The organism is Streptomyces sp. NPDC019443, from assembly GCF_044389785.1.
Lineage (GTDB): Bacteria > Actinomycetota > Actinomycetes > Streptomycetales > Streptomycetaceae > Streptomyces.
In genome coordinates, this window is record NZ_JBIRYJ010000010.1 from 22,609 (window position 1) to 49,312 (window position 26,704).

Annotated in this window: 16 protein-coding genes and 1 pseudogene; 9 read left to right on the forward strand and 8 right to left on the reverse strand. The window is 71.1% G+C overall.

What is annotated here, in order from left to right; all coding sequences use genetic code 11:
• Nucleotides 1-17 precede the first annotated feature (17 nt).
• From ACH492_RS27240 to rfbB, 4 genes are all read left to right on the forward strand, one after another.
• Nucleotides 18-1,265, forward strand: a complete 1,248-nt coding sequence (locus tag ACH492_RS27240; protein ID WP_398990311.1) for an activator-dependent family glycosyltransferase — start codon at nucleotides 18-20, stop codon at nucleotides 1,263-1,265.
• A 157-nt stretch (nucleotides 1,266-1,422) separates the two neighbouring features.
• Entirely contained in the window at nucleotides 1,423-1,626 is a 204-nt protein-coding gene (locus ACH492_RS27245; RefSeq protein WP_356233583.1) for a ferredoxin, read from the forward strand.
• Nucleotides 1,627-1,651: 25 nt separating this feature from the next.
• Nucleotides 1,652-2,719, forward strand: a complete 1,068-nt coding sequence (locus ACH492_RS27250) for a glucose-1-phosphate thymidylyltransferase (RefSeq protein WP_398990312.1) — start codon at nucleotides 1,652-1,654, stop codon at nucleotides 2,717-2,719.
• A complete protein-coding gene (gene rfbB / locus ACH492_RS27255; protein WP_398990313.1) occupies nucleotides 2,716-3,735 on the forward strand; it encodes a dTDP-glucose 4,6-dehydratase in 1,020 nt (339 codons plus the stop codon). The genes ACH492_RS27250 and rfbB overlap by 4 nt, the downstream gene beginning before the upstream one ends.
• A 46-nt stretch (nucleotides 3,736-3,781) precedes the next feature.
• Here rfbB and ACH492_RS27260 read toward each other — a convergent pair whose 3' ends face one another.
• Nucleotides 3,782-4,108, reverse strand: coding sequence for a GYD domain-containing protein (locus ACH492_RS27260; protein ID WP_398990314.1), 327 nt, complete (start codon nucleotides 4,106-4,108; stop codon nucleotides 3,782-3,784).
• Between the two features lie 188 nt (nucleotides 4,109-4,296).
• Nucleotides 4,297-4,644: pseudogene (locus tag ACH492_RS27265) on the reverse strand (transposase family protein); the annotation flags it as partial.
• A gap of 114 nt (nucleotides 4,645-4,758) precedes the next feature.
• On the opposite strand from ACH492_RS27265, the gene ACH492_RS27270 reads away from it, so the two are divergent.
• Genes ACH492_RS27270 through ACH492_RS27280 form a run of 3 tightly spaced genes read left to right on the forward strand, consistent with a single transcriptional unit; the run spans nucleotide 4,759 to nucleotide 9,899 of the window.
• Nucleotides 4,759-5,565: a hypothetical protein gene (locus ACH492_RS27270; protein WP_398990315.1), complete on the forward strand. Its 807-nt coding sequence runs from the start codon at nucleotides 4,759-4,761 to the stop codon at nucleotides 5,563-5,565.
• Nucleotides 5,562-7,730 carry a bifunctional serine/threonine-protein kinase/ABC transporter substrate-binding protein gene (locus ACH492_RS27275; protein WP_398990316.1) on the forward strand — a complete coding sequence of 723 codons (2,169 nt, stop codon included), beginning with the start codon at nucleotides 5,562-5,564 and terminating at the stop codon, nucleotides 7,728-7,730. Before ACH492_RS27270 ends, ACH492_RS27275 begins: the two co-directional genes overlap by 4 nt.
• Before the next feature lie 6 nt (nucleotides 7,731-7,736).
• The gene (locus ACH492_RS27280; protein ID WP_398990317.1) at nucleotides 7,737-9,899 is read left to right on the forward strand and encodes a bifunctional serine/threonine-protein kinase/ABC transporter substrate-binding protein; all 2,163 of its coding nucleotides are present in this window, start codon (nucleotides 7,737-7,739) and stop codon (nucleotides 9,897-9,899) included.
• 81 nt (nucleotides 9,900-9,980) lie between these two features.
• On the opposite strand, the gene ACH492_RS27285 is transcribed toward ACH492_RS27280, so the two are convergent.
• Together ACH492_RS27285 and ACH492_RS27290 are read right to left on the reverse strand one after the other, a co-directional pair.
• Entirely contained in the window at nucleotides 9,981-10,589 is a 609-nt protein-coding gene (locus ACH492_RS27285) for a GPP34 family phosphoprotein (protein ID WP_398990318.1), read from the reverse strand.
• A 486-nt stretch (nucleotides 10,590-11,075) separates the two neighbouring features.
• Nucleotides 11,076-11,534 carry a DUF5709 domain-containing protein gene (locus ACH492_RS27290; RefSeq protein ID WP_398990319.1) on the reverse strand — a complete coding sequence of 153 codons (459 nt, stop codon included), beginning with the start codon at nucleotides 11,532-11,534 and terminating at the stop codon, nucleotides 11,076-11,078.
• A 568-nt stretch (nucleotides 11,535-12,102) separates the two neighbouring features.
• On the opposite strand from ACH492_RS27290, the gene ACH492_RS27295 reads away from it, so the two are divergent.
• Nucleotides 12,103-15,057, forward strand: a complete 2,955-nt coding sequence (locus ACH492_RS27295) for a LuxR C-terminal-related transcriptional regulator (protein WP_398990320.1) — start codon at nucleotides 12,103-12,105, stop codon at nucleotides 15,055-15,057.
• Between the two features lie 614 nt (nucleotides 15,058-15,671).
• Nucleotides 15,672-17,255: a GDSL-type esterase/lipase family protein gene (locus tag ACH492_RS27300; protein ID WP_398990321.1), complete on the forward strand. Its 1,584-nt coding sequence runs from the start codon at nucleotides 15,672-15,674 to the stop codon at nucleotides 17,253-17,255.
• 219 nt (nucleotides 17,256-17,474) lie between these two features.
• Here ACH492_RS27300 and ACH492_RS27305 read toward each other — a convergent pair whose 3' ends face one another.
• The 4 genes from ACH492_RS27305 to ACH492_RS27320 form a co-directional block, all read right to left on the reverse strand.
• Complete coding sequence (locus ACH492_RS27305) at nucleotides 17,475-19,058, reverse strand: serine/threonine-protein kinase (protein ID WP_398990322.1); 1,584 nt, start codon at nucleotides 19,056-19,058, stop codon at nucleotides 17,475-17,477.
• Between the two features lie 332 nt (nucleotides 19,059-19,390).
• Complete coding sequence (locus ACH492_RS27310; protein ID WP_398990323.1) at nucleotides 19,391-21,349, reverse strand: hypothetical protein; 1,959 nt, start codon at nucleotides 21,347-21,349, stop codon at nucleotides 19,391-19,393.
• Between the two features lie 11 nt (nucleotides 21,350-21,360).
• Nucleotides 21,361-25,296 (reverse strand): DUF5682 family protein, encoded by a 3,936-nt coding sequence (locus ACH492_RS27315; protein WP_398990324.1) that lies wholly within the window; start codon nucleotides 25,294-25,296, stop codon nucleotides 21,361-21,363.
• A gap of 26 nt (nucleotides 25,297-25,322) precedes the next feature.
• Nucleotides 25,323-26,495 carry an AAA family ATPase gene (locus ACH492_RS27320; protein ID WP_398990325.1) on the reverse strand — a complete coding sequence of 391 codons (1,173 nt, stop codon included), beginning with the start codon at nucleotides 26,493-26,495 and terminating at the stop codon, nucleotides 25,323-25,325.
• Between the last annotated feature and the right edge of the window lie 209 nt (nucleotides 26,496-26,704).

The window sequence follows — 26,704 nt, forward strand, 5'->3', positions numbered from 1 at the left end:
GCAGATCCGAGGGGCCCATGCGCATACTGTTCGTCAGTCTGTCCGAGAAATCGCACCTGTTCTGCATGGCGCCGCTCGCATGGGCGCTCGGCGCGGCGGGGCACGAGGTGCGGGTCGCCAGCACCCCGCTGCTCACCGAGACGGTCACCCGGGCCGGGCTCACCGCCGTCCCGGTGGGACACGACCACGGCATCTACCAGGACATGACCAGCTACCGCGACTCACAGGACTACGAGACCGCGAACTGGAGCCGCACCGGGCCCGACGAGATCACCTGGGACGAGTTGCGGCTGCGGTACGAGCTGAGCGTTCCCTACGGCTTCGCCACCTACAACGACTCCATGATCGACGACCTGGCGGCCTTCGCGCAGAGCTGGAAGCCCGACCTGGTCATCCGGGACCCGCTCGCCTACGCCGGTGCCATTGCCGCCCGCACCTGCGGCGCGGCCCATGCCCGCCTGCTGTGGTGCGCGGATGTGTGGGGCCGTTCGCGCCGCACGTACCTGGAGCTGATGGCGCAGGTGCCCGAGGAAGAGCGGAGCGACCCGCTCACCGAGTGGCTGACGGCGCGCGCCGAACCGTTCGGTGTCACCTGCGACGAGGAGCTGCTGAACGGGCAGTTCACCCTCGACTCCCTGCCGCCGAGCCTGCGCCTGCCGAGCGAACTGCACGAGGTGTCGATGCGCTATGTGCCCTACAACGGCCCTGCCGTGGTGTGGGACTGGCTCCGCGAGGCGCCCAAGCGCCCCAGGGTGTGCCTGACCCTCGGCTCGTCCAACACGGAGGGCTACGGCGGCGACTACGTGTCCGTACCCGACATCCTCGACGCGCTGTCCGACCTGGACGTCGAGGTCGTCGCGGCGCTCGTACCGGCGCAGCACGAGAGGATCGGCGCGGTGCCGGACAACGCCAGGGCGGTCGACTCGGTCGCGCTGAACACCCTGCTGCCCAGCTGTTCCGCGGTGATCCACCACGGTGGGTACGGCTCCTACTCGACCGCGCTCGCCTATGGCGTCCCTCAGCTGATCCTGTCGACGTCCATCTCCGATCACGAGCTGCGCGGCAGGTCGCTCGAGCACGCGGGGGCGGGCATCTTCGCGCACCACCGGGAAGCGGACGCGGAACAGGTGCGCGGTCACGTCCAGCGGCTTGTCGGCGAATCCGGCTACGGCGAGGCAGCGGAGGGTCTGCGTGCCGAGGCGGCGGCCATGCCCAGCCCGCAGGCGCTCGTACCCGTCCTCGAACGGCTCGCCACCGAACGCTGAGAGCACACGCCGGATGTGGTCGCCGGCCTGCCGGCGCTCTCAGAACTCCCGGACCGGGCTCATTGTCTGGGCGATTCACCAGACCATGACCAGGGCGGTCGGCGACAGACCTCACAGCCGACACGATGGTCGCGAGCCAAGAGCTGAAGGGACCAGGATGAAGATCACGGTTGACAGGGACAGGTGCGTCGGCGCCGGGCTGTGTGCGATGACCGTAGGCGATGTCTTCGAACAGCACGAGGACGACGGCTGCGTCGTGTTGCGCGTGAGCGAGCCACCGGAGCACCTGACGGAAGCGGTGGAAGAGGCGGAGCAGCTGTGTCCCTCCCTGGCCATCACGGTGGACTCCACCGCACCTTGACCACACTCGCCATCGGGATGGAAACGTGAAGGCTCTCGTGTTGTCCGGGGGCGCGGGTACGCGCCTGCGGCCGATCACCCATACGTCCGCGAAACAACTGGTGCCCGTCGCCAACAAGCCGATCCTCTTCTACGGTCTGGAAGCGATCGCGGCAGCGGACATCGTCGAAGTCGGCATGATCGTCGGGGAGACGGCCAAGGAGATCGAGCAAGCTGTCGGCGACGGCTCCGACTTCGGACTCAAGGTCACCTACATCCCGCAGAGCGCACCGCTCGGGCTCGCGCACGCCGTCCTCATCGCCCGGGAGTTCCTCGGCGACGACGATTTCGTCATGTACCTGGGGGACAACTTCGTCTTCGGTGGCATCACCGACCTGGTCGATGAGTTCCGCAAGGACAAACCGGACGCGCAGATCTTGCTCACCCGGGTGCCCGACCCCACCGCGTTCGGTGTGGCGGTCCTCGACGAGCAGGGCCACGTCGTCGGTCTGGAAGAGAAGCCGGAGCGCCCCCGCAGCGATCTCGCGGTCGTGGGCGTCTACCTGTTCACCCCCGGTGTGCACGAGGCCGTACGGTCCATTGAGGTCTCCCGCCGCGGCGAGCTGGAGATCACCGACGCCATCCAGTGGATGATCGACCGGCAGCACGACGTACGGTCCACGGTCATCTCCGGCTACTGGAAGGACACCGGGAACGTCACCGACATGCTGGAGGTCAACAGGACACTCCTGGAAGGCCTCGAGCCGCGGATCGAGGGCTTCGTGGACGCAGCGAGCGAAATCATCGGCCGCGTCAGGATCGACGCGGGCGCCGAAGTGCGCGGGTCGCGCATCGTGGGCCCGGTCGTCATCGGCCCCGGGAGCGTGGTCATCGACTCCTACGTCGGCCCCTCCACCTCGATAGCCGAGAACTGCCTCATCCGGAACAGCGAGATCGAGTTCTCGATCGTCCTGCGCGACTCGTCGTTCGACAGCATCCGCCGCATCGAGGCATCGCTCATCGGACGCAATGTGACGGTGACGCTCTCGCCGCGCGTCCCCGCGACGCACCGCCTCGTCATCGGCGACCACGGCAGGGTGCAGATCTCCTCATGAACCGCACACGGATCCTGGTCACCGGTGGCGCCGGATTCATCGGCTCCCACTATGTGCGAACGCTGCTCGGCCCCAAGTCGCCCGGCGACGTCGAGATCACGGTGCTGGACGCGCTCACTTACGCGGGCTGCCCCGCCAACCTCGACGCCGTACGCGACCATGAGCACTTCGCCTTCCTGCACGGCGACATCTGCGACGCCCGGCTCGTCGACAAGGCCGTGGCCGAGCACGACGAGATCGTCCACTTCGCCGCCGAGTCGCACGTCGACCGGTCCATCCTCGACTCCGCCGCGTTCGTCCGCACCAACGTCCTCGGCACGCAGACCCTGCTCGACGCGGCATTGCGCCATGGCACGCGCACCTTTGTGCACATCTCTACCGACGAGGTGTACGGATCGGTCGAGACCGGAGCCTGGACCGAGACCGAGCCTCTGCGGCCCAACTCCCCGTACTCCGCCTCCAAAGCGGCCGGCGACCTGCTGGCGCTGTCCTACCACCGCACCCACGGCCTGGACGTGCGGGTGACGCGCTGCTCCAACAACTACGGGCACCACCACTTCCCCGAGAAGCTCATCCCGCTGTTCATCACCAACCTGCTGGACGGCCGGACAGTGCCGTTGTACGGGGACGGGCTCAACGTCCGCGACTGGCTGCACGTCGACGACCACGTGCGCGGTGTCGATCTCGTCCGCACCAAGGGCGTTCCCGGCGAGGTCTACAACATTGGCGGGGGCACCGAGTTGAGCAACAAGGAGCTGACGGCCCTCCTGCTGGAGGCATGCGGCGCCGGCTGGGAGATGGTGGAGTACGTCGAGGACCGCAAGGGCCACGACCGGCGCTACTCCGTGGACTGGAGCAGGATCCACGACGAACTCGGCTATGTGCCGGGCAGGGAGTTCACGACCGGACTCGCCGAGACCGTCGCCTGGTACCGGGACAACCGGCCCTGGTGGGAACCGCTCAAAAAGCACGTCCTGGTGCCTGCGCCCGCAGGACGGGCCGGGGGCCGCGGGTGATTCCCCTGCCCGAGGTCGCGGTTGTCAGCGGGTTGAGCGCGAGCCGCTACGCGCCGGGCGCGCGGTACTGGATTTCCTCGGCCTTGCGCAGGGCGTCCATTGTTTCGTCAACGGTCAGAAGGACTGTCGTTTCCAACGAGCTGAGCGCACGGCCGCCAGTAATCGCCAGCGCAACCGCGGCCATGGAAACGTTGTCGGGGGCTTCCCACAGGGTGTAGCCATCGTGTCTGCCAAATGCATACCAGAACCCATGGAGCTTCCCACCGACCGACTCGACATACGATTGAGCGGCCTTTCCGCGGTCCTCTGGGTTGCCAATCAGCCTGCCCCAGGTCTCCGGCGTGTAGCTGAACCTCGTCAGATAGAGCGGCATTATCTCTCCCTCTCATTCGCTGGTTCCGCGCGAGTTTCCGTCAGACGTCGAACTCTAACCGGCGGAAAGCGGCCTGAGGCGGCTGCAGCGCTTGTGCGTGTCATGCACCACCCCACAAATCGACGCAGCAGCCTCCGCATACTTGACTGCAGACAATGCTGGGCAGGGGCAGTGAGCCTTTTCCAATCTCAGCTTGAGGCGTTGAGGTGGAGGGTGAGGACCGCTTGGACGAGGCCGGTGATGCGGGTAGTGCGGCACCGCAGCTTGCGCAGCAGCCGCCAGTTCTTGAGCGTGGCCATGGCTCGTTCGCCGAGTGCACGGATCTTGGCGTGGGAGATGTTGACGGCCTGCTGGCCTGCGGACAGCTTGTCCCAGTGGCCGCGGTAGGGAACCCGCACGGTGCCGCCGGCGTGCTGGTAGCCCTTGTCGGCCCAGCAGCGGATACCGTCCCCAGCCGGGGCGTCGATCACGCCGTGATTGCGAGCGGCGCGGATGTCGTGCACCACGCCGGGCAGCGGGGGCGATGCCCACAGGATGTTGTTTGCGTGGAGTGACGTGTCGGGTACGAAGAGATCAACAGCCGTATGGAGAAGGCCTGTTGGGTCACCAGCCCAGGTCGTAGGATCGGCGCACGACCTGGGGGAGATTTCGTGCCTTACACGAGAACGTTACGGACCTGCTGTGCGGTGCTGGCGGGCGGACTGATCTGGAGCGGCTGCTCCTCCGCACCGGAACCGGCGGCCAAAAGGGCAAGTCCGACGACGACCGCGCAGCAGAAACCGAGCCCCAGCGTGACACCGAGTCCCACCGGGATGGACTTCACCCCCGACCCTGGGCGTGCCCCCAAGACCGCCGCGGACGGTGTGCGTCTCGCCCGCACTGTGGCCGCCGGACCCGAGCACTTCGGCCCCGGCTTCGTCAGACGCGCGCCGTACGAAAGCCATCCGACCGAATGGGCCGTCCTTGACGGGGACTGCCTCTGGCAGCAGGCCCCGCTGCCTTCCGGCGTGCTCGCCAGCCTCACCCGCCGCAGCGAACTCCCTGCCCAAGGCGGCAAAGGCCCCCTACGCGTCTCTGCCGTCGTGACGGTTCACCGCGATGTCAGCGGCGCCGACTGGGAGTTGGCCCGCACCCTCGAGGAGGCGCTGCGCTGTCCCCAGCAGCAGCTGAGCCGGAGTGAGAAGATCACCGATCTGCTTTCCCAGGGCACGGTGTTCGGCGCCGGCGGCAACCGCTACGCCGACGACGCGCTCGGCGAGTTGGGCGAGTACTACAGCGACGATCTCGGCGGCCCCCACCCCTACTACTGGGACCAGGCGCGCATCGGCCAGGTGACGGTCGCGGTCGTGAGCAAGGGATCGAAGGGCCGTACAAAGGAGGAGCTGGACGAGGCCACGAGCGCCGCGGTCAGCTCCATGCTGATCCGCCTTCAGAAGGAACTGGAGGCCGCTCAATGACAAGTGAGCTACTGCCTTCCGATCCTTCCCGCATCGCGGGCCATCGTCTCCTTGCCCGGCTCGGCGAGGGCGGCATGGGCGTCGTCTACCTTGGCCGTACGGACCAGGGCGCGCTCGCGGCTGTCAAGGTCATCCAGGCCGAGTACGCCGCCGAGCCCGACTTCCGCGCCCGCTTTCGCCGCGAGGTCGAGGCCGCCCGGAGGGTCACCAGCCCCTGGGCGGTGCCCGTCACCGGTGCCGACCCGGACGCGGATTCTCCCTGGCTCGCCACCGCTTTCGTGCCCGGGCCCTCGCTCGCCGAGGCGGTCGCGGCCTGCGGCCCGTTGCCGCCGCGGTGCGTACGGGTGCTGGGCAAGATGCTCGCCGGGGCACTCGGCGCGGTGCACGCCGCGGGCCTGGTGCACCGCGATGTGAAGCCCGGCAATGTGCTGCTCGCCCTGGACGGCCCGAGGCTCATCGACTTCGGCATCGCGCGTTCCGCCGACGACACGGCGATCACGTCGGCGGACATGATCGTCGGCACGCCCGGCTTTCTCTCGCCCGAGCAGGCGGAGGCACGCGGCGCGGAGACGGGAGGGCCGAGCGACATTTTCTCGCTTGGCTGTCTGTTGGCGTACGCGGCGACCGGGCGGCCGCCGTTCGGCGCGGGCGCGGTCGACGCGCTGCTGTATCGCACGGTCCATGACGAGCCCGATCTCGGCGGCGTGGACGAGGAGACAGCCGGGCTGCTGGCCCAGTGCCTTGCCAAGGACCCGGCCGAGCGCCCGACTGCCGCGGAACTCGACGAGCGCCTGGTCGAAGACGCACCCGAGGACAGTGTCGACTGGCTGCCCGACGACGTCGTACGGATGATCGCCGAGCGCTCCACCGAGATGCTCGCGCTGCCCGACATCGAGCCGACCCGGGCCGATGCCGCGAGCGACGAGGCACCGGCCGCGGAAGGTTCGGAACGTCAGGCGTCCGCTTCCCGGCGGAAGTTCCTGCTCACCGCCGGAGGGGCCGTCATCCTTGCGGGCGGCGGTGTGGGCGCCTGGGCAGCGCTGCGCGACGACTCCTCACCCGCCGCGGACAACACCGCGCAGGCCCGCGGCTGGACCATCGGTGTACAGGCCGATCTCAGCGGCGAGAGCAAGGCCGCCGGCCGCGCCCAGGAACAGGGCGCCCGCCTCGCCGTCGAGCAGTTCAACTCCCGCCCGGACAAGCCCTTCAACCTGGGGCTCAAGGCGCTCGACGACGGTGGCAGCCCCGCGCGCGCCCCGGCCGTCGCCAAGCAGTTCACCGCAGACCGCAGGGTGCTCGCCGTGATCGGCCCGACCGGTGATGAGACGGCCCGGGCGGTACTGCCCGCCTATGACGAGGCGCTGCTGCCGCTGATCGCCGTCTCGCCGGGCGCGATGGATCTGCCGAAGGCGGACAACCGTTCTTTTCTGGCGGCCCGGCCCGGAGACGCGATGGTCTCGGTGCCCCTCGGTCTCTATCCGGCGGCCGAACACAAGTCGGCCCGCCCCGGCCTGCTCCAGGACCGGACAGCGGGCCAGTACGCCTGGGAATCAGTCACCATCGCCAACTACGGCATGCGCGCCTTCGGGCGCGTCCCCTATCCCCGGGTCGTGCCCGCGAACATCGAGGACTTCAAGCCCGTGATCGCCGACATGCTCAAGGCCGGTGTGGACTCCTTCAGTTACTGCGGCTACGCGGAGGGGGCGGGCCGGTTCGCCCGGGATCTGGCGGCGGCCGGCTTCACCGGACCGCGCATCGCCCCGCAAGCAGTGCTGGACTCGCGGTTCGTGGAATCGGCGGGGGAGGCCGCAGAAGGCTGGATGCTCGCCGCGTCCTTCGTCGACCCCACCGCCGTGCCCGCGGCGAAGGCGTTCACCGCCGCCTTCCGCAAGCGGTACAAAGCCGCCCCCGGCTACTTCGCGGCGGAGGCGTACGACGTCGTCAACCTCGTTATTGAGCAACTGGTCGCACACCACAAGCAGCAGCGGAGCGTGCCTGACCGCAAGACTCTCATCGGGCTGCTGCGCAGGAGCAGCTACCGGGGCATCACCAAGCCGTACGCCTTCCGGCCCGAGGACGGGCGCTTCAAGGCGGGGGGCGTCTTCTACCACCGGGTGGAGGACGGCGCCTTCCGCCATGTCGGCCCCGCGCCCTCGACCTGGTGACTGTCAATGCAGCCGCTCACTGCGGGTGATCCGCCCGGTATCGCGGGCCATCGGCTGCTCGGCCGGCTCGGCGCGGGCGGCATGGGAGTGGTGTATCTCGCGCGCTCGTCGGGCGGCGCGCTGGTCGCGTTGAAGGTGATCCGCGCCGAGCACGCGGCCGACCCCGTCTTCCGGGCGCGTTTCGAACGGGAGGCGCGGGCGGCGAGCCGTATCTCGGGCCGCTGGACGACCACGGTCGCCGCCGCCGACCCGCAGGCCGATGAGCCCTGGCTGGCCACAGCGTTCGTCCCCGGACCCTCGCTTTCGGAGGCGGTGTCCCGGTACGGGCCCCTGCCGGAGCCGAGTGTGCGCGTCCTGGGCGAACGGCTGGCCGAGGCGCTCGTCGAGGTGCATGCCGCGGGCCTGGTGCACCGGGATGTGAAGCCGGGCAATGTGCTGCTCGCGCTGGACGGACCCCGGCTGATCGACTTCGGCATCGCCCGGGCGGTCGGCGCGACCGCGCTGACCGCCACCGACATGGTGATCGGCTCGCCCGGCTACCTCTCGCCGGAGCAGGCCCAGGCCGGCCGGGCGGGTGAGATCGGCCCGCCCAGTGACACCTTCTCGCTGGGTTGTGTCCTTGCGTACGCGGCGAGCGGCCGCCGCCCCTTCGGCACCGGCACTCCGGCGGCCGTGTTGTTCCGCACGGTGCATGAGGAGCCCGAACTCGACGACGTACCCGGCCCGTTGCTGTCGCTCGTGACCGCCTGTCTGGCCAAGGACCCCGATACACGGCCGACCGCTGACGGCATACGGGCCGAGCTGGCCGGTTCCGGCAGCCGGCCCGGCGAGTGGCTGCCGTCCGAGCTGCCCCGGCTGATCGCGGAGCGCTCGGCGAGGGTTCTCGAACTGCCCGACCCCGAGCCGCAGGAGCCGACGCGGACGCACAACCGCGTCGCGGCGGCTCCCAGTCGCCGCCGATTCCTTGCGCTTGGCGGCTCGGTGGCGACAACGGCCGCGATCGGCGGAGGCATCGCGGTTTATCTGGCGAGCCGCCCCGACCGGGGCGGAGACGGAGGACAGGTCTCCTCCGGCCCGCTGCCGCGTCACACCGTCGGCCTGCAGGCGGATCTGAGCGGCGGTGGCAAGGCGGTGGGCCGGGCCCAGGAACGCGGCGCGCGTCTTGCGGTCGAGAAGTTCAACGCCCGTAAGGACCGGCCTTTCGAGCTGACCCTCAAGGTCCTCGACGACGGCGGAGAGCCGACCCGGGCCCGGGCCGCCGCCGCCCAACTCGTCGCGGACCGCGCGGTGCAGGCGGTCATCGGCCCCTCCTCGGTCGGCGCCGCGGAGGCCGTTGCGGCTCAGTACCAGAAGGCGCTGCTGCCTGTGCTGACAGTCTCCGTCAGCACAGACCGTGTCTCGAGCGCCACCAATCGCGCTTTCTTCCAGCTGAGTCCGGACAGCAGCGTTCTCACCCTGGCCATGGTCCACTACCTCACCGTGGTGACGAAGGCGGACCGCACGGCGATAGTCGAGGATCTGGCGGCCGGGAAGGCGGGCTGGGAGCTGGCCAACAGGATCCAGGCAACGCCCCCGTCCGAGGGCGTCACCACGGTGCATCAAGTGGCGGCGGCGAGTGACGACTTCGGGCCGGCCGTGGCTGCTTTGACGGCCGCCCGCGCCCAGGGCGTCGTCTTCGCCGGCACCTCACCACACCGGGCCGCGCTCTGCGCGCGAGCGCTCAAGGAGGTGGGATTCAAAGGCGCCCCGATGGCAACCGGAGCCGTGCTGGAGCCGGCGTTTTTGACCGAGGCCGGCACGGCGGCCGAGGGCTGGCTCTTCTCCACGGCCTTTGTCGACGCGGCTAAGCAGCCGGGAGCCGAACACTTTGCCGCGGAGTTCAAGCAGCGCTTCGGGGTGATGCAGGTGGATCGGTACGCAGTTGAGGCGTACGACGCGCTGTTTCTCGTCGCCCAGGGTATGGGCGCGCTGGGCAAGGGCGGTGTGGAGCGCGGTGCGATGGTGCGCAGACTGCGGGAGCTCTCGTACAAGGGACTGGCGAAGACGATCGCCTTCGAACCGCTCACCCGGGTGATGCCGCCGGAGAGCGGCCAGTTCCTGTACCGCGTGGAGGGTGGCCGGGTGCGTTTTCTGGGGCACTACGCAAAGGTCAGGAGCGCGGGCTCCTGACCTTGAGCGCCGAGAGTCTGCCTGGCCCACAGCCGCTCGAAGCCTCTGCGGGGCCCACTCGGCCCCCCGCGCGTGCGCCCGTTATTCGCCTCGCCAAATGTTGTCGAAGGCCGCCCCGTCGATGGATCGCCGTTGCCGTTCGACCGCCAGTTCCGTCAATGCATCATTGACGGCGGCGAGCACTGTCGCCACCGCGTCGTCGGCCACGCTGGGGGAGTCTTCGGCCCGCTCGTCGCCGACCCCGACGGCCGCCGCAAGGGCGGCGAGGATGGGCTCATCCGATGTCCAGCGGTCCGCCGCCAGGCGACGGGCCGGCGAATCGGCCAGCACCATCCGGCTGGTCCCGAACAGCATCCAGCGGTGGCGTCGTTGTCGAGTGAGCTGCCCTTCCGCCTCAAGCGCGGCCAGATAGGCCGCGGACAGACCGCGGCCCCTGCGCCACAGCCAGTCGCCGACCGACTCGTACGGAGCTTGCCGGGCAAGCGACGACGCGGCCTCATCCAACAGGCGATCAGCTATTGCTTGCCCGTTGCCCGGCACGATGTGATCGCCGTCCAGTCTGATGGCTTCCGCGCCCAGGAGGTCGATCGCCTCGGCTCCCGCGAGCGCAAGCGACAGATCGCCTCGCTCCGGAGGGCTACCGGACGCCATGTCCATGGTGACGATCAACAGGTCTCGCGGTGTGGTCATGAATGGCTCCACGTCAGGGGCATCAGCAACCAGCCTGCCTCGGCGATTGTCGCTCGCGGTGACCACGCCTGTCAGTGAGGGACACGGCATTCCCAGGGTTGAACCTGTCCTTGCCGCGAGGTACAGGCGCAAGCCTGGCAAGTGCCGAGGCTCGGGCCGGGCAGCAGGCGAGCGCCGGCGACGCGTCGCTGAGCAGTTGGTCCTGCACCCGGTGTGACGCCGAGCGGCAAGGTCAGCTGCCGCTGTCGGTGGCCGCCGCGATCGCTGCACGGATTTGCTGCGCGTAGCAGGCGACCGTGAAGTCCGGCCCGACACCGTCAGCCAGGATGAGGTCACTGGCAGTTGTGGATGTGCCGCTGGGTCGGCACCACGATCCCGTCGAACGTCTCCTCATCACGGATACGCGTCCCCGGGCCTCCAGGGACTGACCGCCGGATGTCCTGAGGGGGCCGCCGAGCGGCCCTGCCCCCCGCAGCCATGGGCGGATCAGGACTGCTCGGATTCCGGGATCAGATGCATCGCCGCCTCCTCCGCCGAGGCGGCGCCGTCAATGCCGACATCGCTGGCGATCAGGTCCTTCTCCTGGTCGGAGTGGGCCCCCTCGTCAGGGGCCACAAGACGGCCGGCGCGGTCCGCCCCGACCTCGTCGTCGATCAGCTCGCCGTCGGTGTCCCAGGCGTCCCCCAGCCCATCGCCCGTGGGAACAGTGACGTCCGGTGCCTCCTCGGCCAGCCGCTCATCAAGGCTCTCGCCCCGGCGCTGCTCCGCTGCAGTGGTGCCTACCCGCTCCACGGCCCACGGCCTCTCCGGCGGGGAGTACCCGTCAGAGAGGATCTGCAGCGCGGGATTATCGAGCGTGTCCTCGGCGTCCAGCAGCCCGGCGTCGTCCTGTACCTCGGACCCGTCCGGCTGGTAGACCTCGTCGCCCATGGAGCTCTCGCTCATGTCTCCTCCTTACGGCTCCGTGCTTTCAGTTTCCGCCAGGCTGCGGCGCAGGGCGCCCCGTGGCGCCCAGGCAGCGATCTCGTGGTCCGTGGCCAGACGCAGGAACCCTGTTCGAAGCTCCTCATGGCCTGTCCTTGAAGAGGTGGAGGGTGCCTGGGCCGCGTTGGTGGTCTCCGGGGATTTCCGCGTTGCGTATGCGGTAGGCGTCGCGGATCAGCTGCTCCAAGGAAGCGTTGGCGATGCCGTCGGTGGCGGTGATCGTGACGGTGGCTCGGCGCGGCAGTTGCGGCTGCGACGCGGCGACAGTCGCCTCTCTCGCCCTTGCCTCAGGGGCTCATTTTGGCGTGCGGTCACTCAGTGGAATCTGAAATTCCAGATATTCCTCCTTTGCTAAAGCTTGATGCCTGCGCCCTTGCGGCCCGAGTGAACTGCCATCAAGGATATGTATGCGCTTACAGGAGGCCTTGCGTGTTCAGGGCTGCGGCGTTCCCAGGGTGCCGCCGTAAGGCAGCCCGTTGCGCGTGATTCGTTCCGCAGTGGAGAACTCAGAAGGAGAACAATGTTCGCCGTGCCGTCACTGGGGACCGATGGCCCCCTGGTCGGGCGGGAAACGGAGACGGCCCGGCTCGCGGGGATGGTGGAGGCCCTCGGGTCCACGCGGGGCGCTGTGCTGGAGATCGCGGGAGATCCTGGCATCGGCAAGACCCGGCTGTTGGGTGTTCTGGCGGAGCTGGCCGAGAGGCGCGGAGTTCGGGTGGCGCGAGCCCATGCCACGCGCCGGGGCACTGCCCCGTTCCAGGTGTTCCGGGACGCTTGGGGGGACAGGTCAGGCCTCTGCCGGTTTCCGGCTACCGCCGATGGTCTCGGCGCGACTCCACCCCCTCAGCGGCCGTTGGCCGTCAACGGATCGCTGTTCCACGCCACTCGAACCCTTCTTGCGGACTGGGCAGCAGAGGGGGAAGGAGGCCTGCTGCTGCTGGACGACTTCCACCTGTGCGACGAGGAGTCGGCGGCTCTCGCCGCCCAGCTCATCCGCACCCCCGTGCCCGGTCCCTTCCTCCTCGCCATGGCACACCGCCCCCGGCAGACCCCCGCCGCGCTGCTTGAGGCACTGGACTGCGGTGCGCAGACCGGATCCGTGGTGCGCATCGAACTGGCTCCGCTGGACCCCGGCGCGGTGGCCACGCTGCTCGAAAGCTGGCGGGTGGGCGTGGGCTCTTCCGCCTTGCCGGGCATGGTGTCCAGCGGTGAGGCCTTGGCGGGTGGCGGCGGCTCGAATGGGCGGCTCGACTCCAGCGCGTACGCCGGGCCGTTGTATGACGCTTCCGAGGGCACCCCTCGCAGTGTCCGGATTCTCGTGGCCGCGGGGTGGCAGCCCGACGGGTACCCGGAACGCCCTGGTGCCGACAGGGACGGGCTGCTGCGCGAGGTGGCGGGGCTGACCGCAGAACTGGATGCGCTCACTCCGGACGCAGCCACGGCCGCAGACGCGGCGGCCGTTCTTGGCGACCTGTTCTGCCCTGCGGACGTCGCGGAGGTTTCCGGACTCGGTCTGGACCGCACATTGGTTGCCCTGGCCGAGCTCAGCCGCGGCGACGTGGTGCGACCGCTGGCGTGCGGCGGGCAGTTCGTCTTCCGTGACCGCGTGCTGCGCCATGTCGCCCATGAGCGTGCGGAGCCTTGCGTCCGGCTTTCGGCCCACCGCCGGGCGCTGGAGTTGTTCACCCGACGCGGTGCCTCCGCCGCAGCGCGGGCCCGGCACGCCGAACATGTCCTGGGCGCGGACAGCACCGCGGCCCTGAACGTACTGGCCGAGGGCGCGGCAGAGGTCATTGCCGAAAACCCCGGTACCGCGGCCCGGTGGCTGCGCCTGGCGCTGCACGCCCTGCCGGGCCAGGCCCGCAACGGCCCGCCACGCACCACACTGATGCTCGCCTGCTGTCGCGCCCTGTCCGCCGCCGGACGTCTCGAGGAAGCCCGCGCCCTCGCCCATGAGTTGCTGCGCGACCCCTCGAACCTCCCCGCGGACCTGCGGTTGAGTACGTACGCTGTCTGCGCCGGGATTGAGCGGCTGCTCGGCCGGTACGAAGAATCAGAGGCCTTGGCACGTACCGCCCTCGATCGGCTGCCGCGGCCCCTGCCCGCCCAGGCTGCAGAACTGGCCTTTCAGTACGGACTGGTGCACCTTCTGCGCGGAACCTACCAGCGGGCACGCCCGACGGTCCGCGAGGCTGTGCGGGCAGCAGCGAAGACCGACGATGCCGCACACATGGAGCTTCGGGTCCTCGCGGCATGCGGCGACGCCTACCGCGGAGACCTGACCGCAGCCGCACCCGAAGCCACACAGTTGGCCGGGCTGGTCGACGCCCTGCCGGACGCCAGGGTGGCACGTCCCCCGGAACTGCTCGCCATGCTCGGTTGCTCCGAGCTCTACATGGAGCGCTTCTCGGACGCGTCCCGGCATCTGCGCCGGGGACTGACGATCGCCAGTGGCGGCGCGCAGCAGCGCATCATGATGCATCATCAACTGTGGCTCTCCACTCTCGACCAGTGGACCGGGCGACTGGACCGGGCCGAGCACCGGGCACGGGAGGCGGAAGGCCTCGCCCGCGCGATCGGGGCGGATGACGCGGTGGGGCTGGCCATGACCATGCGTGCCTCCGCGATGATGTGGGCCCGAGGACGACGGGAAGCAGCCGAGATCGTCGCACTCGCCGAGCAGGGCGCCCGCAATACCTTGCCCGGCCGGAACTGGTGTGTGAGCTCCGCGGCCGGACTGCTGGCCCAGATACAGCTGATGAACAGCGACCCCTCCGGCTGCCTGCGGACCTTGCTGGAGCAAGGGGGTGGTGAGAACCTTCCGCTGCTCCAGCGGCCGTTCCGCCCCTCGCTGCTGGCCATGCTGTCGACGGCGGCGCTCCAATGCTGCGACGTCGGCGCCGCCCGCCGCTGGGCCCGGCACGCGGACGCGGCGGCGGAGCAGCTGGGACTGCCCGTCCAGCAGGCGTACGTCCACCAGGCGCGGGCCCTCCTCCATGTATCGGACGGCGAGCACGACGCTGCGGCCAAGCTGTTCGAGCAGTCGTCGGAGGCTTTCCGGCTCGCCGGGATGCCGGTGCAGCACGCCTGGACTCTGGTGACCGGAGCCCGCTCGGCCGAGGCAGTGCACGGCCCGGCGACCGCATTGCAATGGCTGGACACAGCGATGTTCGTGTCCCGGACGTGCGGGGCACTGCGCGTCAGGGAGCAGGGGGTACGCGTACGGGGCAAGCTCGGGACGCGCGGGTCGTCCCGCTCCTCAGCGGCCGCCATGGGGCCGGCGGAGCTGGGCCTACTCACCGAACGGGAGCGTGAGATCGCCCAACTAGCGGCTGCGGGCAGACGCTCGCGGGAGATCGGGGAACAGCTCTTCCTCAGCCCCAGGACGGTGGAGACCCACCTGTCCCGGATCTACCGCAAACTCGACGTCTCCTCCCGCGCCGCCCTGGCTCGCATCCTCCACCATGCCTCCGTCGACCACTGATTCCGCGACGGCTCCGGCTCCGTCTCCTCGCGGAGCAGCCGCACACATGTGCCACCCATGGAGCCGCCCGGGCGTGCCCGCCTCACCGTAGGTATGGCCCAGCTTGCGGGCTTCCGGTTCGAGTTCTCCTGCAGGCGCTGCCCAGACCAGACGCTCGGCCTTCGAGCCGTTCTGGATGAGCCGGGCGGGCCAAGCTGGGTCAACAAGGGTGTGAACGGGGCCTGGAGCCTGTGCGGGGGGCTTTGCCACTGGCAATCCCCAATGTCGCCGAGGCGCGGTCGGCACGAGCTCGGGCGGCTCCCGGAGCACCGCCTTCAAACCGGCCGAGGTCCCACGGATCAGCAGGGCATCGGCAGGCTTCCAGGCCACGAGCGGCCTGTGACGGCGAGTGGATGACGACGAGTGGATGACGACGAGCCGGACGGCGTCGGCGGCAGTCGAAGTTGTGGGGTCTTCCCCAATGCTAAGGGCCTGGTTGGCAGAAGAGACTCTGCGTGAGCCCGGGCCGACCGCTTTCCCCGAGGCTCCCAATTCATGCCAACCCCCCAGGAGAGGTCTGTTCTGTGACCAAACGTCATGGGCGTCATGCCCGACCGAAACGCCACAACCCGGTCGTGCGTCGCGCAGCGATCGTCAGCGGCCAGGCGATCGGAGTCTCCGCCCTGCTCGGGTCGCTCGCCGGCACAGCCAATGCAGCGCCCGGCGACCCGGGGCACGTCCGCATCACCGTGGTCGGTGACTCATACACCAGTGGCGAGGGTGCTTCGGCGGGCACATACAAGACCGTACAGGTGACAGGAGCCGAAGGCTCGGTCCTGAATCAGATCGACCCTGCTCATCAGTCCGCGTCCGCCCCAACTCTCCGGGCCATCGACAAGATCGCGCAGGAGAATCCCAATGTGACGTTTGACGTGACGTTCGTCCCGGTCTCGGGAGCGACCCGCGCCTCGTTGTACGAGACGGTACGGCCGGGTACGGATTTCGAGCATTCGCCTCAGATCGACGCGGTCAACGGCGCCAACATCGTGATCGTCGGCGTCGGCGGCAACGACGCGGGGTTCGGCAACCTGGCGCAGACCGTGGTCACTTCCAGGGAGTCGACCACGGAGCAGAAATTTCCCGGCCTGATGGGACCGCTGCAGGACGGGACGTACCTCGAGGCGCAGGCGGCGGTGTACCAGGACATCGCCTCCCGGGCCGCTCCGGGCGCCACGATCGTCACCCTCGGCTACCCGAAGGTCATGCCCGACACCATCCCCGGCGGCTCTCCCTCGCCCGTGAGCGAGCTGCTGATCAGCAACCGCGAGGCCCAGCTGGTCAATGAGTTCGGGTCGACCATCAACTCGCTGAATCAGCAAGCGACCCAACTGGCGGCGCAGCAGACCGGTGCCAACGTCACGTACGCGGATGTGTCTCAGGCGCTGTCCGGGCACGAGCTGTTCTCACCGCAGGAGGGCCTGAACGGCCTCGACTTCCTCAACGTGCAGGGTTCGTACCACCCCAACGACCTCGGCCAGGCACTCATCGCCAACACTCTGACTCCGGCGGTGAACGGGGCGGTCATTCACGAGCTGGGCAACCAGGGCCTCGTCGGCCCGCCGGCCCCGGAGCCGGACCCGCTGCCACCCGTCGACCCGGCGCCGGAGAACCCTCCGGCGCCGCCTGACCCGGTGGTGCCGGACCCGATCACGGACCCGATCACGGACCCGGTGGTGCCGGACCCGATCACGGATCCTGTGGTGCCGGATCCTGTGGTGCCGGATCCTGTGGTGCCCGACCCGGTGGTGCCGGATCCTGTGGTGCCGGATCCTGTGGTGCCCGACCCGGTGGTGCCGGATCCTGTGGTGCCCGACCCGATCACGGACCCGGTTGTGCCGGACCCGATCACGGACCCGGGTTTCTCCGACCCGGGCTTCATGGACCCGATCACGGATCCGGGCGTCACGGATCCGGGCTTCACGGACCCGGGCTTTTCCGACCCCGGCTTCACGGACCCGATCACGGATCCGGGCTTCACGGATCCGGGTTTCTCCGACCCCGGCTTCACGGACCCGGGCTTCACGGATCCGGGCTTCACGGATCCGGGCTTCACGGATCCGGGTTTCTCCGACCCCGGCTTCACGGACCCGGGTTTCTCCGACCCGGGTTTCTCCGACCCCGGTTTCACGGATCCCGGTTTCTCCGACCCCGGCTTCTGACCCGGGAGCAGACGTCCCAGCGTTCTGACCTGATCCCGGCCCGCGTGCCATCCGGCTGCAGGGACGTGAGCTGAATACCCTGCGCTGCAGCCGTGCGCGGATCGCGTGTGAAAGTACGCGCGATCCGCGCCGACACGCAGGCGATCGTCAACCTGGCCATCCCCCTACGGGAGTTGCAGGACACCGCCGGTGCCGAGGAGGCGGCCGTCGACTGGTCTGTTAAGGCATTGTGCTGGATCGGGGCCGGAAGTAGGTGCCGGACGACTGTTCTCCGGTGACCGTGGCGACACAGCGGAATACGCGTAGACCGTCGGTGTATTCCGCCTGCGAGGGCGGGAGCACATCGACAGTCCACCCGGTGGGGGCGATCTTCAGTGCTTTGCCCAGCCGGGACTTCGTCATGACGTCGCGTGAGCAGAGCTTGCGCACGTCCGGGTGGTTCGCCAGTTCCTGCTGGTTGATGGTCGTTCCGTCCGAGGGCAGCGGGGCGATGGCAAACGTCTCCCACGGGTGCTCAACCGTGCAGTCCGAGCGGTTGACGCTGACGATTCCGGTTATGACGACCATGCCGCCCCAGCACTCGGCGGTTGTGGTGCAGCGGCCGTTCACACCCTCCACCGATGCCGCCGGGCAGTCCTTGGTGGTCGTCGACACCTTGAAAACGGTCTTGGCGGACGATTTCTGGCCTTCGGAAGTCGGGCCTGCTGTGGATGTGCGAGACGACGAAGTGGGCCCATTGGTCGACTGTTGGTTCTGGTAGGCCAGCACTCCGGCCGTGCCGAAAGCGGCCGCGACCAGTGCCAGGACCGGGACGACCAACCGCAGGCGGAGACGCTTCCTCCCTCGGCCCGCAGTCACGGCGGGCTGCGTCTCCGCGCCACGTCCTGAACGCAGAGACGGAAAACCCTGTGCCGCCTGCGGCAGCGGGAGATTCCCGCTCGCCGGGGTGGACTGAATGTACGGGGCGGCGGGCGCCGTGGTGTTGTGGAGGTCGAGGCCGGAAAGGGCGTCCCGCAATGCCTCGGCGCTCGGCAGGCGGTGAGCGGGGTCCGGGGCCATGGCCTGCCTGAGGACTTCGCTCAGCGCAGGGGGTGCGCCCGGCAGGTCGGGTATGGGCAGGCCGTGCCGCGTGATGAGTTCCGCGATGCTGAGGCTGCCCTCTTCGGGGAAGTGGGGCGGTCGGCCGAGCACAAGTGCGTAGATGGTCGCGCTGAGCGAGTACACGTCCCCAGCCGGCGTCGGATCGGTCAGGAGGAATGCCTCCGGCGGGGCGTACGCGGGGGTCAGCGCTTCCCTCGTCACCGACAGTTCGTGCCCCGGGCGCGGCATGGCCGCGAGCCCGAAGTCAGCGAGAGCGACCCCGCCGTACTGGTTGATCATGATGTTGCCCGGCTTGATGTCCCGGTGCAGCACTCCGGCGGTGTGCGCCGCGGCCAACGCGTCGGCGATGCGCACGCCGGCATCTCGCGCCTCCTGCACAGGAAACGGACCTTGTCGGTGGAGCCGGTCGCCCAGAGAACCGCCCGGGCACAGTTCCAGCACCATGTACGGGCGGCCGTCGGTGAGTACACCGGCGTCGTACACCGCGACCACATGCGGGTGGCCCGACAGCTGTCCGGCCGCGGTGACCTCGCGCATGAACCGTTGCCGGTCTCGGGCGGAGGACAGCACACGGCTGTCTATCTTGAGCGCGACCTCCCGGCCCACGGCGAGCTGGCGCGCGCGGTACACGGTGGCGAACCCGCCCTGACCGAGGACCTCGACGACCTCGTATCCGGGCAGGTCCACGTGTTCGGTCCGCATCTTCGTATCCCCCAAGAAGGCTCCCCCGGCTGTGTGGACGTGCGGTGCATCAGGGGGTAGAGCGAGACTCTAACCCACGCCGCCGACCGGGCATCCATTCCGGGCCGAGCCTCTCGATCGGTCCTTGTCGGAAGCATCGGTGGAACTACGTAGCCGGGTACGGAGGTTCGCCGACCGGCCACGGGTCAACTGTCATTTCCACCCGACCTTTGCGAGGCATCGCCGGCGCCCGGCCACCCGCTTGGGGGCGGCCGGGCACGGCGCAGGGTGTTCCGGGGTGTTACCGACGTTCGCCCATCGCGGGTGACGCGGGCCGGTGCGGCTGGGCCCGGTCAGCCAACGGTGTGCCAGGAGGCCCGCACCAGTGCGCGTTCGGTCGCCGCGAGGTGTACGGCCGTGCCGAGCCACGCCCAGGCGTAGCGGTCGGTGTCGGGGTCGGTGAGTCGGCCGAAGACGTCCCGGCCACGGCGGTCCGCCTCGGCAGCGAGCTGGGCGGCCAACTCGGCGGCGGCCTGGAAGCCCGCGCGGCGCAGCGGCGCGAAGCCGTCACCCCCGACGGTGCCACCGCTGCGTGCGAACTCGCCGACCGGCCGGCGGCCTCCGGCGACGGCCAGTTCCACCAGGTGGCGAAACCGCCACAGAGGGGCGTCGGCCATCGGCTCGGGCAGGGTATGCGCGAGTGCGGGCATGGCAGGACACGCCTCGCGCGGCGGGAGATGCGAGCCCTGGAGGCGGTCGTATCCGAGATCGGCACGGTCCAGCCAGCCAGCGGGCAGGCGCAGGGTCGCCTCGGCGTACGGCACCGGGCCGACGGCGAGCGGGCGCAGGGTCGTGGCCCGGTCCGGGTCGAGCCGTCCGAGCACGCGTATCCGGAGTCCGGGGCGGCAGGCGAGCTGCTGGAGGTTGGCCGTGTGGGCGAGATCGGGGTGCCCGCTGGCGGGCACCAGCCGGATCAGGGGACCGGTCGGCGCGGCCGGTGAGCCGTCCATGGAAGGAGCCTGCTCCTGACCAGGTTGCAACTCGTGCGCGAGGAGGTGATCGCCTGCGGCTCCGGCCACCACCATGTCGCAGCCGACGAGTTGCCCGACCGCCTCCGCCCGCTCCGGGCCGTCGCCGGGCGATGCGGACAGCAGCGCGGCGACTGCTTCGGCCAACGGGCGGGCGAACAGGGCGGTCATCGGCCCGGAGGACCAGGGCAGGCCCGCAAGCGGGGTGGCCCGTACGCCGCGGCCGGAACCCAGGCGGCCGTCCGGTGAGACGGTTGCCCCGGTGACCAGCAGGCCGCCGCGGGCGAGTTGGGCGTGGTCGAGGGTGGCCGCGCCGAGGGCGACGGTGGCGGTGGCTGCTCCGCGGGCGCGGGCGGGGCCGCCCGGCTTGACGTCGGCGACCGAAAACCACCGGCCGTCCTCGGCGAGGAGGTGGGTAACGACGCCGCCGTACCCGGTGGCGCTGATCACCGGTTCGCGGCAGACCCCGTGGACCCGGAGACTGCCGCCCGGCTGGTAGCCGCGGCGGGCCGTGCCGATCAGGGCCGGGTCGGGCTCGGACGCTGCCAGCAGCCCCGTGGTGAGCAGCAGTTCGCGCAGCGCGGAGACCAGGTCGGCCAGGCGGTGGCTGTCGTGCCGGGCGCGGGCGCTGCGCAGCCCGCGGACGACGCGCAGCGCGGCGGCCTCGGCCCGGTGCAGTCCGGCCAGCCGGGCGGTGTGGGCGGCGCGCAGCAGATCGGCCTGCGGCACCGCACCCGCGGCGGGGACCCCGGCAGCGAGCGCGGCCGCGGCGGCCGACCACAGCCCGGCTGCGGCGGCCACTTGGGCCATGGTGGGCCCTGCGTTCCCAGGATCGGCAGGCACGGTGCCGGCGCCCGCCCGGGACGCGGACGGGTTGCCCGCCGGTGCGTACGGAGCCGGGGTGTGGCCCGATGCCACGCCTCGGTCTGCTGCCACGCCCCGGTCTGATGAACCGTCATCCGGAGGAGCGGTCGGCGCCGGTGTGGTGTCGGGGTCGGCGACCGGGCAGGCGCCGAGGACGGCCGCGCGGTGCAGGCAGCGGGGGGCGAGCAGGCAGGTGCAGCGTGCCTGGTCCGCGTCGGTGACTGTGCCGGACGGTCCCGGTGCCAGAGTGACCACGGCGTCCTCGCCGCAGCTGATGCTGACCGTGTCGCCGTCGGCGGTGGCGGGGGCAGCGGCGTACAGCTCGATCGCCGCGTCCAGCCTCTTGCGCAGCCGGGCACTGAGGTTCTCCACGGCGGCGGCGGTCACGTCCGGGGCCACCGGAGGGAGTGGAGTGGTCATGGTGGGAGGTGTCATCGGGGTTCTCCGCGCAGGCGGTCGCCCACCCAGCGGGCGAGGGCGAGGGGGCTGAGGGCGGCCACGGGCATGCCGGCCGCGACGAGTTGCTGGGCGACGGGCACCGAGTACCGGGGGGTCCCGGTGTCGTCCAGGGCGGCGCAGCCCATGAGGTGGACGCCGGACGTGGCCAGGGCGCGGACCTCGCCGAGCAGACCGCCGAGCGGGTAGCCCTCCTCGAAGTCGCTGACGACCACTACGAGGGTGCGGCTCGGTACGGTCACCAGCGAGCGGGCATGCGCCAGTCCGGCGGCGATGTGGGTTCCCCCGCCCACGCGCACCTCCAGCAGCAGCGACAGCGGGTCGGCGACCCGGTCCGTCAGGTCGATCACCTGGGTTGAGAAGGCGAGGAAGTGCGTGGAGAGGGTGGGTACCCCGCCCAGCACGGCGGCGGTCAGCGCGGACCAGACGACGGACGCCTCCATGGAGCCGGACACGTCGACCACGAGGATCAGCCGCCAGTCGGCCTCGCGGCGGGAACGGGTGCTGAACACCGGCCGCTCCGGCACGACGACGGTCCGGCCGTCGTCGAGGCGGCGCGTGTGGGCGAGGTTGGCCCGCAAGGTGCGGGGCAGGTCGAGCCGGCCGCCGGGGCGGCGGGTCGGGCGTGGTGTGGCCAGCCCGGTCAGGGCGGGACGCAGGCGGGTTGCCAACTCCCTTGCCAGCTCGTCGACCAGGCGGCGGACCAGCGGCCGGAGCCGGGCCAGCTGCTGTTCCGGCATGCCTCCGGCCAGGGAGAGGACGGACGTCAGCAGTTCGACGGAGGGGCGCACCGAGGCAGGGTCGAGTTCGGCGAGGACGTCGGTACGGCCGGTGTCGACTGCCCGGCCGAGGACCTCCTCGCGGACCTCCGCGCCGAACAGGGCGTCGAGTTCCTCGGCCCACTCCCGGGCGGTGGGGAAGGAGCCTTCCTGTCCGCCGGCGTTGCCATCGGGTCCGCGCCCGATGTCGGCGGCGCCCTCGCCTCGGCCTGCGCCGTACAGCTCGTCGAGGGCGTGTGCATAGCGGCGTGCGCCGTCGGGCAGCCGCTCGGTCTGCCGTCCGAGGAGCAGCCGCCATCGGTCGGCCGGGTCGAGGCGGCGCGGCGCCGCCGGGGAGGTTGTCGCCTTCTTGGTGGCCGGACCCGCTGGAATAGGGGGCGCTGCCGTGTCGCCTGTTGCCGGTTCCGCTGCCGTCCCGGCGGCCGAACCATGGTGCGGCGGGGGTGCGGCGCAGGCGTCCCCCACGCCGCCGGACACCGGCTGACCGGATGCCGTGGCCGCGAGGGACTCCGCCAGGGAATCCGTGAGGGAGTCCGGAAGGGGGATCCGCAGGGCGCGCAGGGCGGCGAGCCCTGCGGTGTCCGCAGCAGTCCACAGGGCGAGCAGCTCCGGGGCCGCGGTCAGTGTCAAATCGAGCCGGTCGCCGAGGCGTTCGGTGACGGTGTGCAGCAGCCGGTCGCGGGCGGCCGGGGCAAGGGTGTCGAATCCGCCGCGCAACGCCGGCAGCCGATCGAGGAAGCCCTGGTCGGTGAGATCGTCGATCCGGTCCAGCAGCGGGCCGAGGGCGGCCGGGGCCGATTGGAGCAGCGGGCCCGCCGCGGTGAGGAGGCCGGTGAGCAGACGGGACATACGGTGGCGCCCGTCGGGGCCGGTTGCGGCGTCGACCCACCCGGCTGCGCGGGCGCCAAGAGTGTCGGGACCGTCCAGGTCCAGCAGGACCCTGGCCGCCAAGGCGGTTCCCTGGACGAGCGGGGAGCCGGTACGCGCGAGCGTGCCCAGAGCGCCGTCCAGCCTCAGGCCCAGAAGGTGCTCGCCTGCCCGGGTGACGAGGGCGACGAGGGCGGCGGCATCGTCCGGCTCGTCACTGCCGGCCAGACCGGGCAGCGCACGGACGGCGGCCTCCAGCAGAGTGCCGGCCAGTGCGACGGCCCGCTCCCGCCCCGTCGGGGTGGTGCCGGGCAGGTGCTGACGGCGCAGCGCCTCCAGCAGGTCCATTGCCTGCAGCAGTTCAGGGAGGGTGGCGCCGGCGGGCAGGACGTCGGCGGCATCGCCGAGGCGGTCGGCGACAAGGTCAGGAAGGTCGCACTGGGCCGCCGCGTGCAGGCCGTGGATGATCTGCGCGCAGGTGGCTCCGCCGTCGGCGCAGTCGCGGCGGAAGGCGTCGCGCAGCGTTCCGGCGGCGGCCTGGGCGGCGGTCACACCGCGGACGCCCGCCAGGTCCAGCCGTGCGGGCACGGCCGGGGTCCAGGAGAGCCGCCACCGGGTGGTGAGCGCGGTCGAGTCCCCGGTACCGGTCACCTCGACCTGCTCGCCGTATCCGGCGCCGCAGGCCAGCAGTCGCTGGAGCAGGATCTCGCGGCGGCGGTCGAGGTCGGAGCGGAGCGGGTCGAGGCGGACCTCCCGGGGCTCGGGTTTGTCCGGACAGGGCAGGCGCAGCGCGGAGAGTTCGGTCTCCACGGACGGGCCGAGCCCGGAACGCGGCGTGCCGGGAGCGGTCCTGCCGCGGTCGGCGCCGACCAGGACCACCTCCAGGGCACGAGCCAGTGCCCGGCCCCGGCCGAGCGGTTCGCCCTGGCTGAGCACGGTCGTCACGGCTTCCAGCAACTCGCCGCGGCCCGGCGCGGGCAGGGAGCGCAGCCGGGCCAGGTCACAGGCCAGCCGCAGGGCCTCGGCGGCCTCGCCGGTGCCCGCGGTGTGCCCGGCCGCGCGCAGTTCCCGGCACAGGCCGGTGATCGCGCGGGCGGCGGCAGTCCGCACCCGGTCGGGGTCGCCCCCGGCGGTGAACACGGCCTGCTGCCAGCGCGGGTCCCGGATGCCGGCGGGGTAGCCCGAGCGGGAGTCGAGCAGGTCGAAGGAGTACGGGACCAGCGAGGTGACGGGCGCAGGGGTGGCGTCCGCCACCGCCACGGCCGAACCCACCGCCTGCGCCCGCCCGTTGTCCGGTCCGGTCTCTGCGGTCCCGCCGGTTCCGGGCGCGGCGGGAGCACGGCCCTCGGCAACGGCGTGCCCGGGCGCGGTGCCGCCGGGCACCGCATCGCACCCGGCAGGATCCGGCCCGGTCCCGCGCGGCACCGCGAGGCCCGCGGTGGAGCCCCCGACATCTCCCGGATCTCCGCGCCGACCGCCTTCGTCGGACGCCGGACAGCCGACACCGTCCGTGTCGAGCCGGACCGCGGCAGGTCCAGCCAGTGCCGGGGCGTGGAAGGCACCGACCACCGCGGCGAGCCGCCGACCCCCGGCGCCGGCTCGCGCGATCACATGGCGCATATACGCCTCGCGGGCCAGGTCTGTTGCCGGTACGCCGCCGCGGGCCCGCGCGTCCTGGCGCAGCGCCCAGCCCACGCCGAGCGCTGCCCGCCGTAGCGACTCGGGCCCGCAGCCGGGGGCCAGCACCTCCACCGCGCGGTCCCACAGGTCGTCCCCGTCGCGGCCGGTTCCGGCTGTGGCGAGCCCGTCGGCGAAGGCGGTCCCGGAGCGGGCCGCCCGGTCCGGCACCGCCGTGTCCTGCTGGGCCGCATCGGTCGCGGACCAGCCGGGGTCCGACAGCGGGAGGTCGCAGCAGAGAACCTCTGCCCCGTGCTCGCGGGCCCAGCGGATGGCGGCCAGCTCCGGCGAGAAGTCGGCGAACGGGTAGAAGCCCAGCCGCCCGCCCTCACCGATCCCGGCAAGCGCCACCGGCGCGACCGTGTCCGGATCGGCGAGATACGGCAGCCACGGCTGGAAGTCCGCCGGCAGCTCGACGCAGACCACCTCGACGCCTGCGGCGTCCAGCAGGGCCGGGACCGCGGCGGCCAGTGCGGGGCTGTGGTGGCGCACGCCGAGGAGGTACGGACCTACGGAGCCCGCGAGGGCGGCCACGGCGTCCCGGGGGTCGGTGTCACCGGTGGTCGCGTCACCGGGCTCATGGGCCACGGCGGTGATTGTGGACTGATGGATCGTCAACGCAGGTTCTCCCGGAGGTCCCAGAGACGGCGCCACAGGGCGGAGCCGTCCTCGGCGCGGCGCCGCACCGGGCCGTCCCAGTAGCCGAGCAGTCGGCCGTGGTCGGCCGGGTCGTCCTTGCGGACGACCCCGAGGAGGTGTCCCGGCACCAGGTCGAGGACATCGCCACCGGGCAGGTAAGCAGTGGCCACGGCGAGCGAGGCGGCGACCTGCACCGCCTCGGCGGTGGACATCACCGTGCCCGGCCGCTCCACGTCCCAGCCCTCGGCGGACCGGCCTGAGCGCAGGTCGCGGAAGACGGTGACCAGTGCCTCCAGCACGGCGTCGTCCACGACGAAGGCGGCACCGGCCCGCTTCACGGCGGCTGTTGCCTGACCGCGTACCAGGGAGGTCTCGGCGTCGGCGTCGGCGATGGGGTGGACGGTCTCGAAGTTGAAGCGTCGCTTGAGGGCTGCCGACATCTCCGAGACGCCCCGGTCGCGCAGGTTGGCGGTGGCGATGACGGTGAAACCGGGGGTGGCCGCGACCAACGCGTCGGCGGTACCCGCGAGTTCGGGCACGCTGAGCCGCCGGTCGGACAGGATCGACACCAGGGCGTCCTGCACCTCGGGCAGGCACCGGGTGATCTCCTCGACCCGGGCGACCCGCCCCGTCCGCATCGCGGTGAGCACGGGCGAGGCGACCAGCGCCTGCGGCGTCGGCCCCTGGGCGAGCAGCAGGGCGTAGTTCCAGCCGTAGCGGAAGGCGTCCTCGGTGGTGCCGGCGGTGCCCTGGACGGTGAGGGCGCTGGTGCCGCAGACCGCGGCGGCCAGCAGCTCGGAGAGCATCGACTTGGCGGTGCCGGGCTCGCCGACGAGCAGTAGGCCGCGCTCACCGGCGAGGGTGACCACGCACCGTTCCACCAGGGCGCGTTCGCCGACGAACTTGGGGGCGATCGCCAGCCGGGCGGGCAGCTCGCCTTCGGCACGGCGAGATTTCGGCAACTCCAGGGTCTCACCGCCGCTGCCGCATATGAAGGTGACCACGGCGCGCGGGGTCAACGCCCAACAGGGCGGGCGGGGTCCGTCGTCATGGGCGGCGAGGAACGCGAGCTCGGCGGCGTACCGCTCTTCGGCAGGCAGCACCTGCCGGGCGGGTGGGGCCGTGGCCTGGTCGGCGGTCAGGGTCATGTGAAGTCCTCTGTGGTACGGGGTGTCTTACGTCGTGGTGGTGCGGCGAGGTGGTGCGTCGTGGTGGTGCGGCGAGGTGGTGCGTCGTGGTGGTGCGGCGATGTGGTGCAGCGAGGTGGTGGGGGGCCCGCCCGCGGGGCCCCCCCCCCAAAGCACGCACACCGGGCCCGGGGCCCGCCCCCCCCCCCCCCGAGTGACCGGCCACCGGG

What these genes read in the sequence shown, in the direction of transcription:
- ACH492_RS27260 (WP_398990314.1), bottom strand. Translation starts at nt 4,108, where the DNA reads ATGCCGCTCTATCTGACGAGGTTCAGCTACACGCCGGAGACCTGGGGC.
- ACH492_RS27280 (WP_398990317.1), top strand. Translation starts at nt 7,737, where the DNA reads ATGCAGCCGCTCACTGCGGGTGATCCGCCCGGTATCGCGGGCCATCGG.
- ACH492_RS27285 (WP_398990318.1), bottom strand. Translation starts at nt 10,589, where the DNA reads ATGACCACACCGCGAGACCTGTTGATCGTCACCATGGACATGGCGTCC.
- rfbB (WP_398990313.1), top strand. Translation starts at nt 2,716, where the DNA reads ATGAACCGCACACGGATCCTGGTCACCGGTGGCGCCGGATTCATCGGC.
- ACH492_RS27310 (WP_398990323.1), bottom strand. Translation starts at nt 21,349, where the DNA reads ATGACCACTCCACTCCCTCCGGTGGCCCCGGACGTGACCGCCGCCGCC.
- ACH492_RS27245 (WP_356233583.1), top strand. Translation starts at nt 1,423, where the DNA reads ATGAAGATCACGGTTGACAGGGACAGGTGCGTCGGCGCCGGGCTGTGT.
- ACH492_RS27320 (WP_398990325.1), bottom strand. Translation starts at nt 26,495, where the DNA reads ATGACCCTGACCGCCGACCAGGCCACGGCCCCACCCGCCCGGCAGGTG.
- ACH492_RS27305 (WP_398990322.1), bottom strand. Translation starts at nt 19,058, where the DNA reads ATGCGGACCGAACACGTGGACCTGCCCGGATACGAGGTCGTCGAGGTC.
- ACH492_RS27275 (WP_398990316.1), top strand. Translation starts at nt 5,562, where the DNA reads ATGACAAGTGAGCTACTGCCTTCCGATCCTTCCCGCATCGCGGGCCAT.
- ACH492_RS27240 (WP_398990311.1), top strand. Translation starts at nt 18, where the DNA reads ATGCGCATACTGTTCGTCAGTCTGTCCGAGAAATCGCACCTGTTCTGC.
- ACH492_RS27290 (WP_398990319.1), bottom strand. Translation starts at nt 11,534, where the DNA reads ATGAGCGAGAGCTCCATGGGCGACGAGGTCTACCAGCCGGACGGGTCC.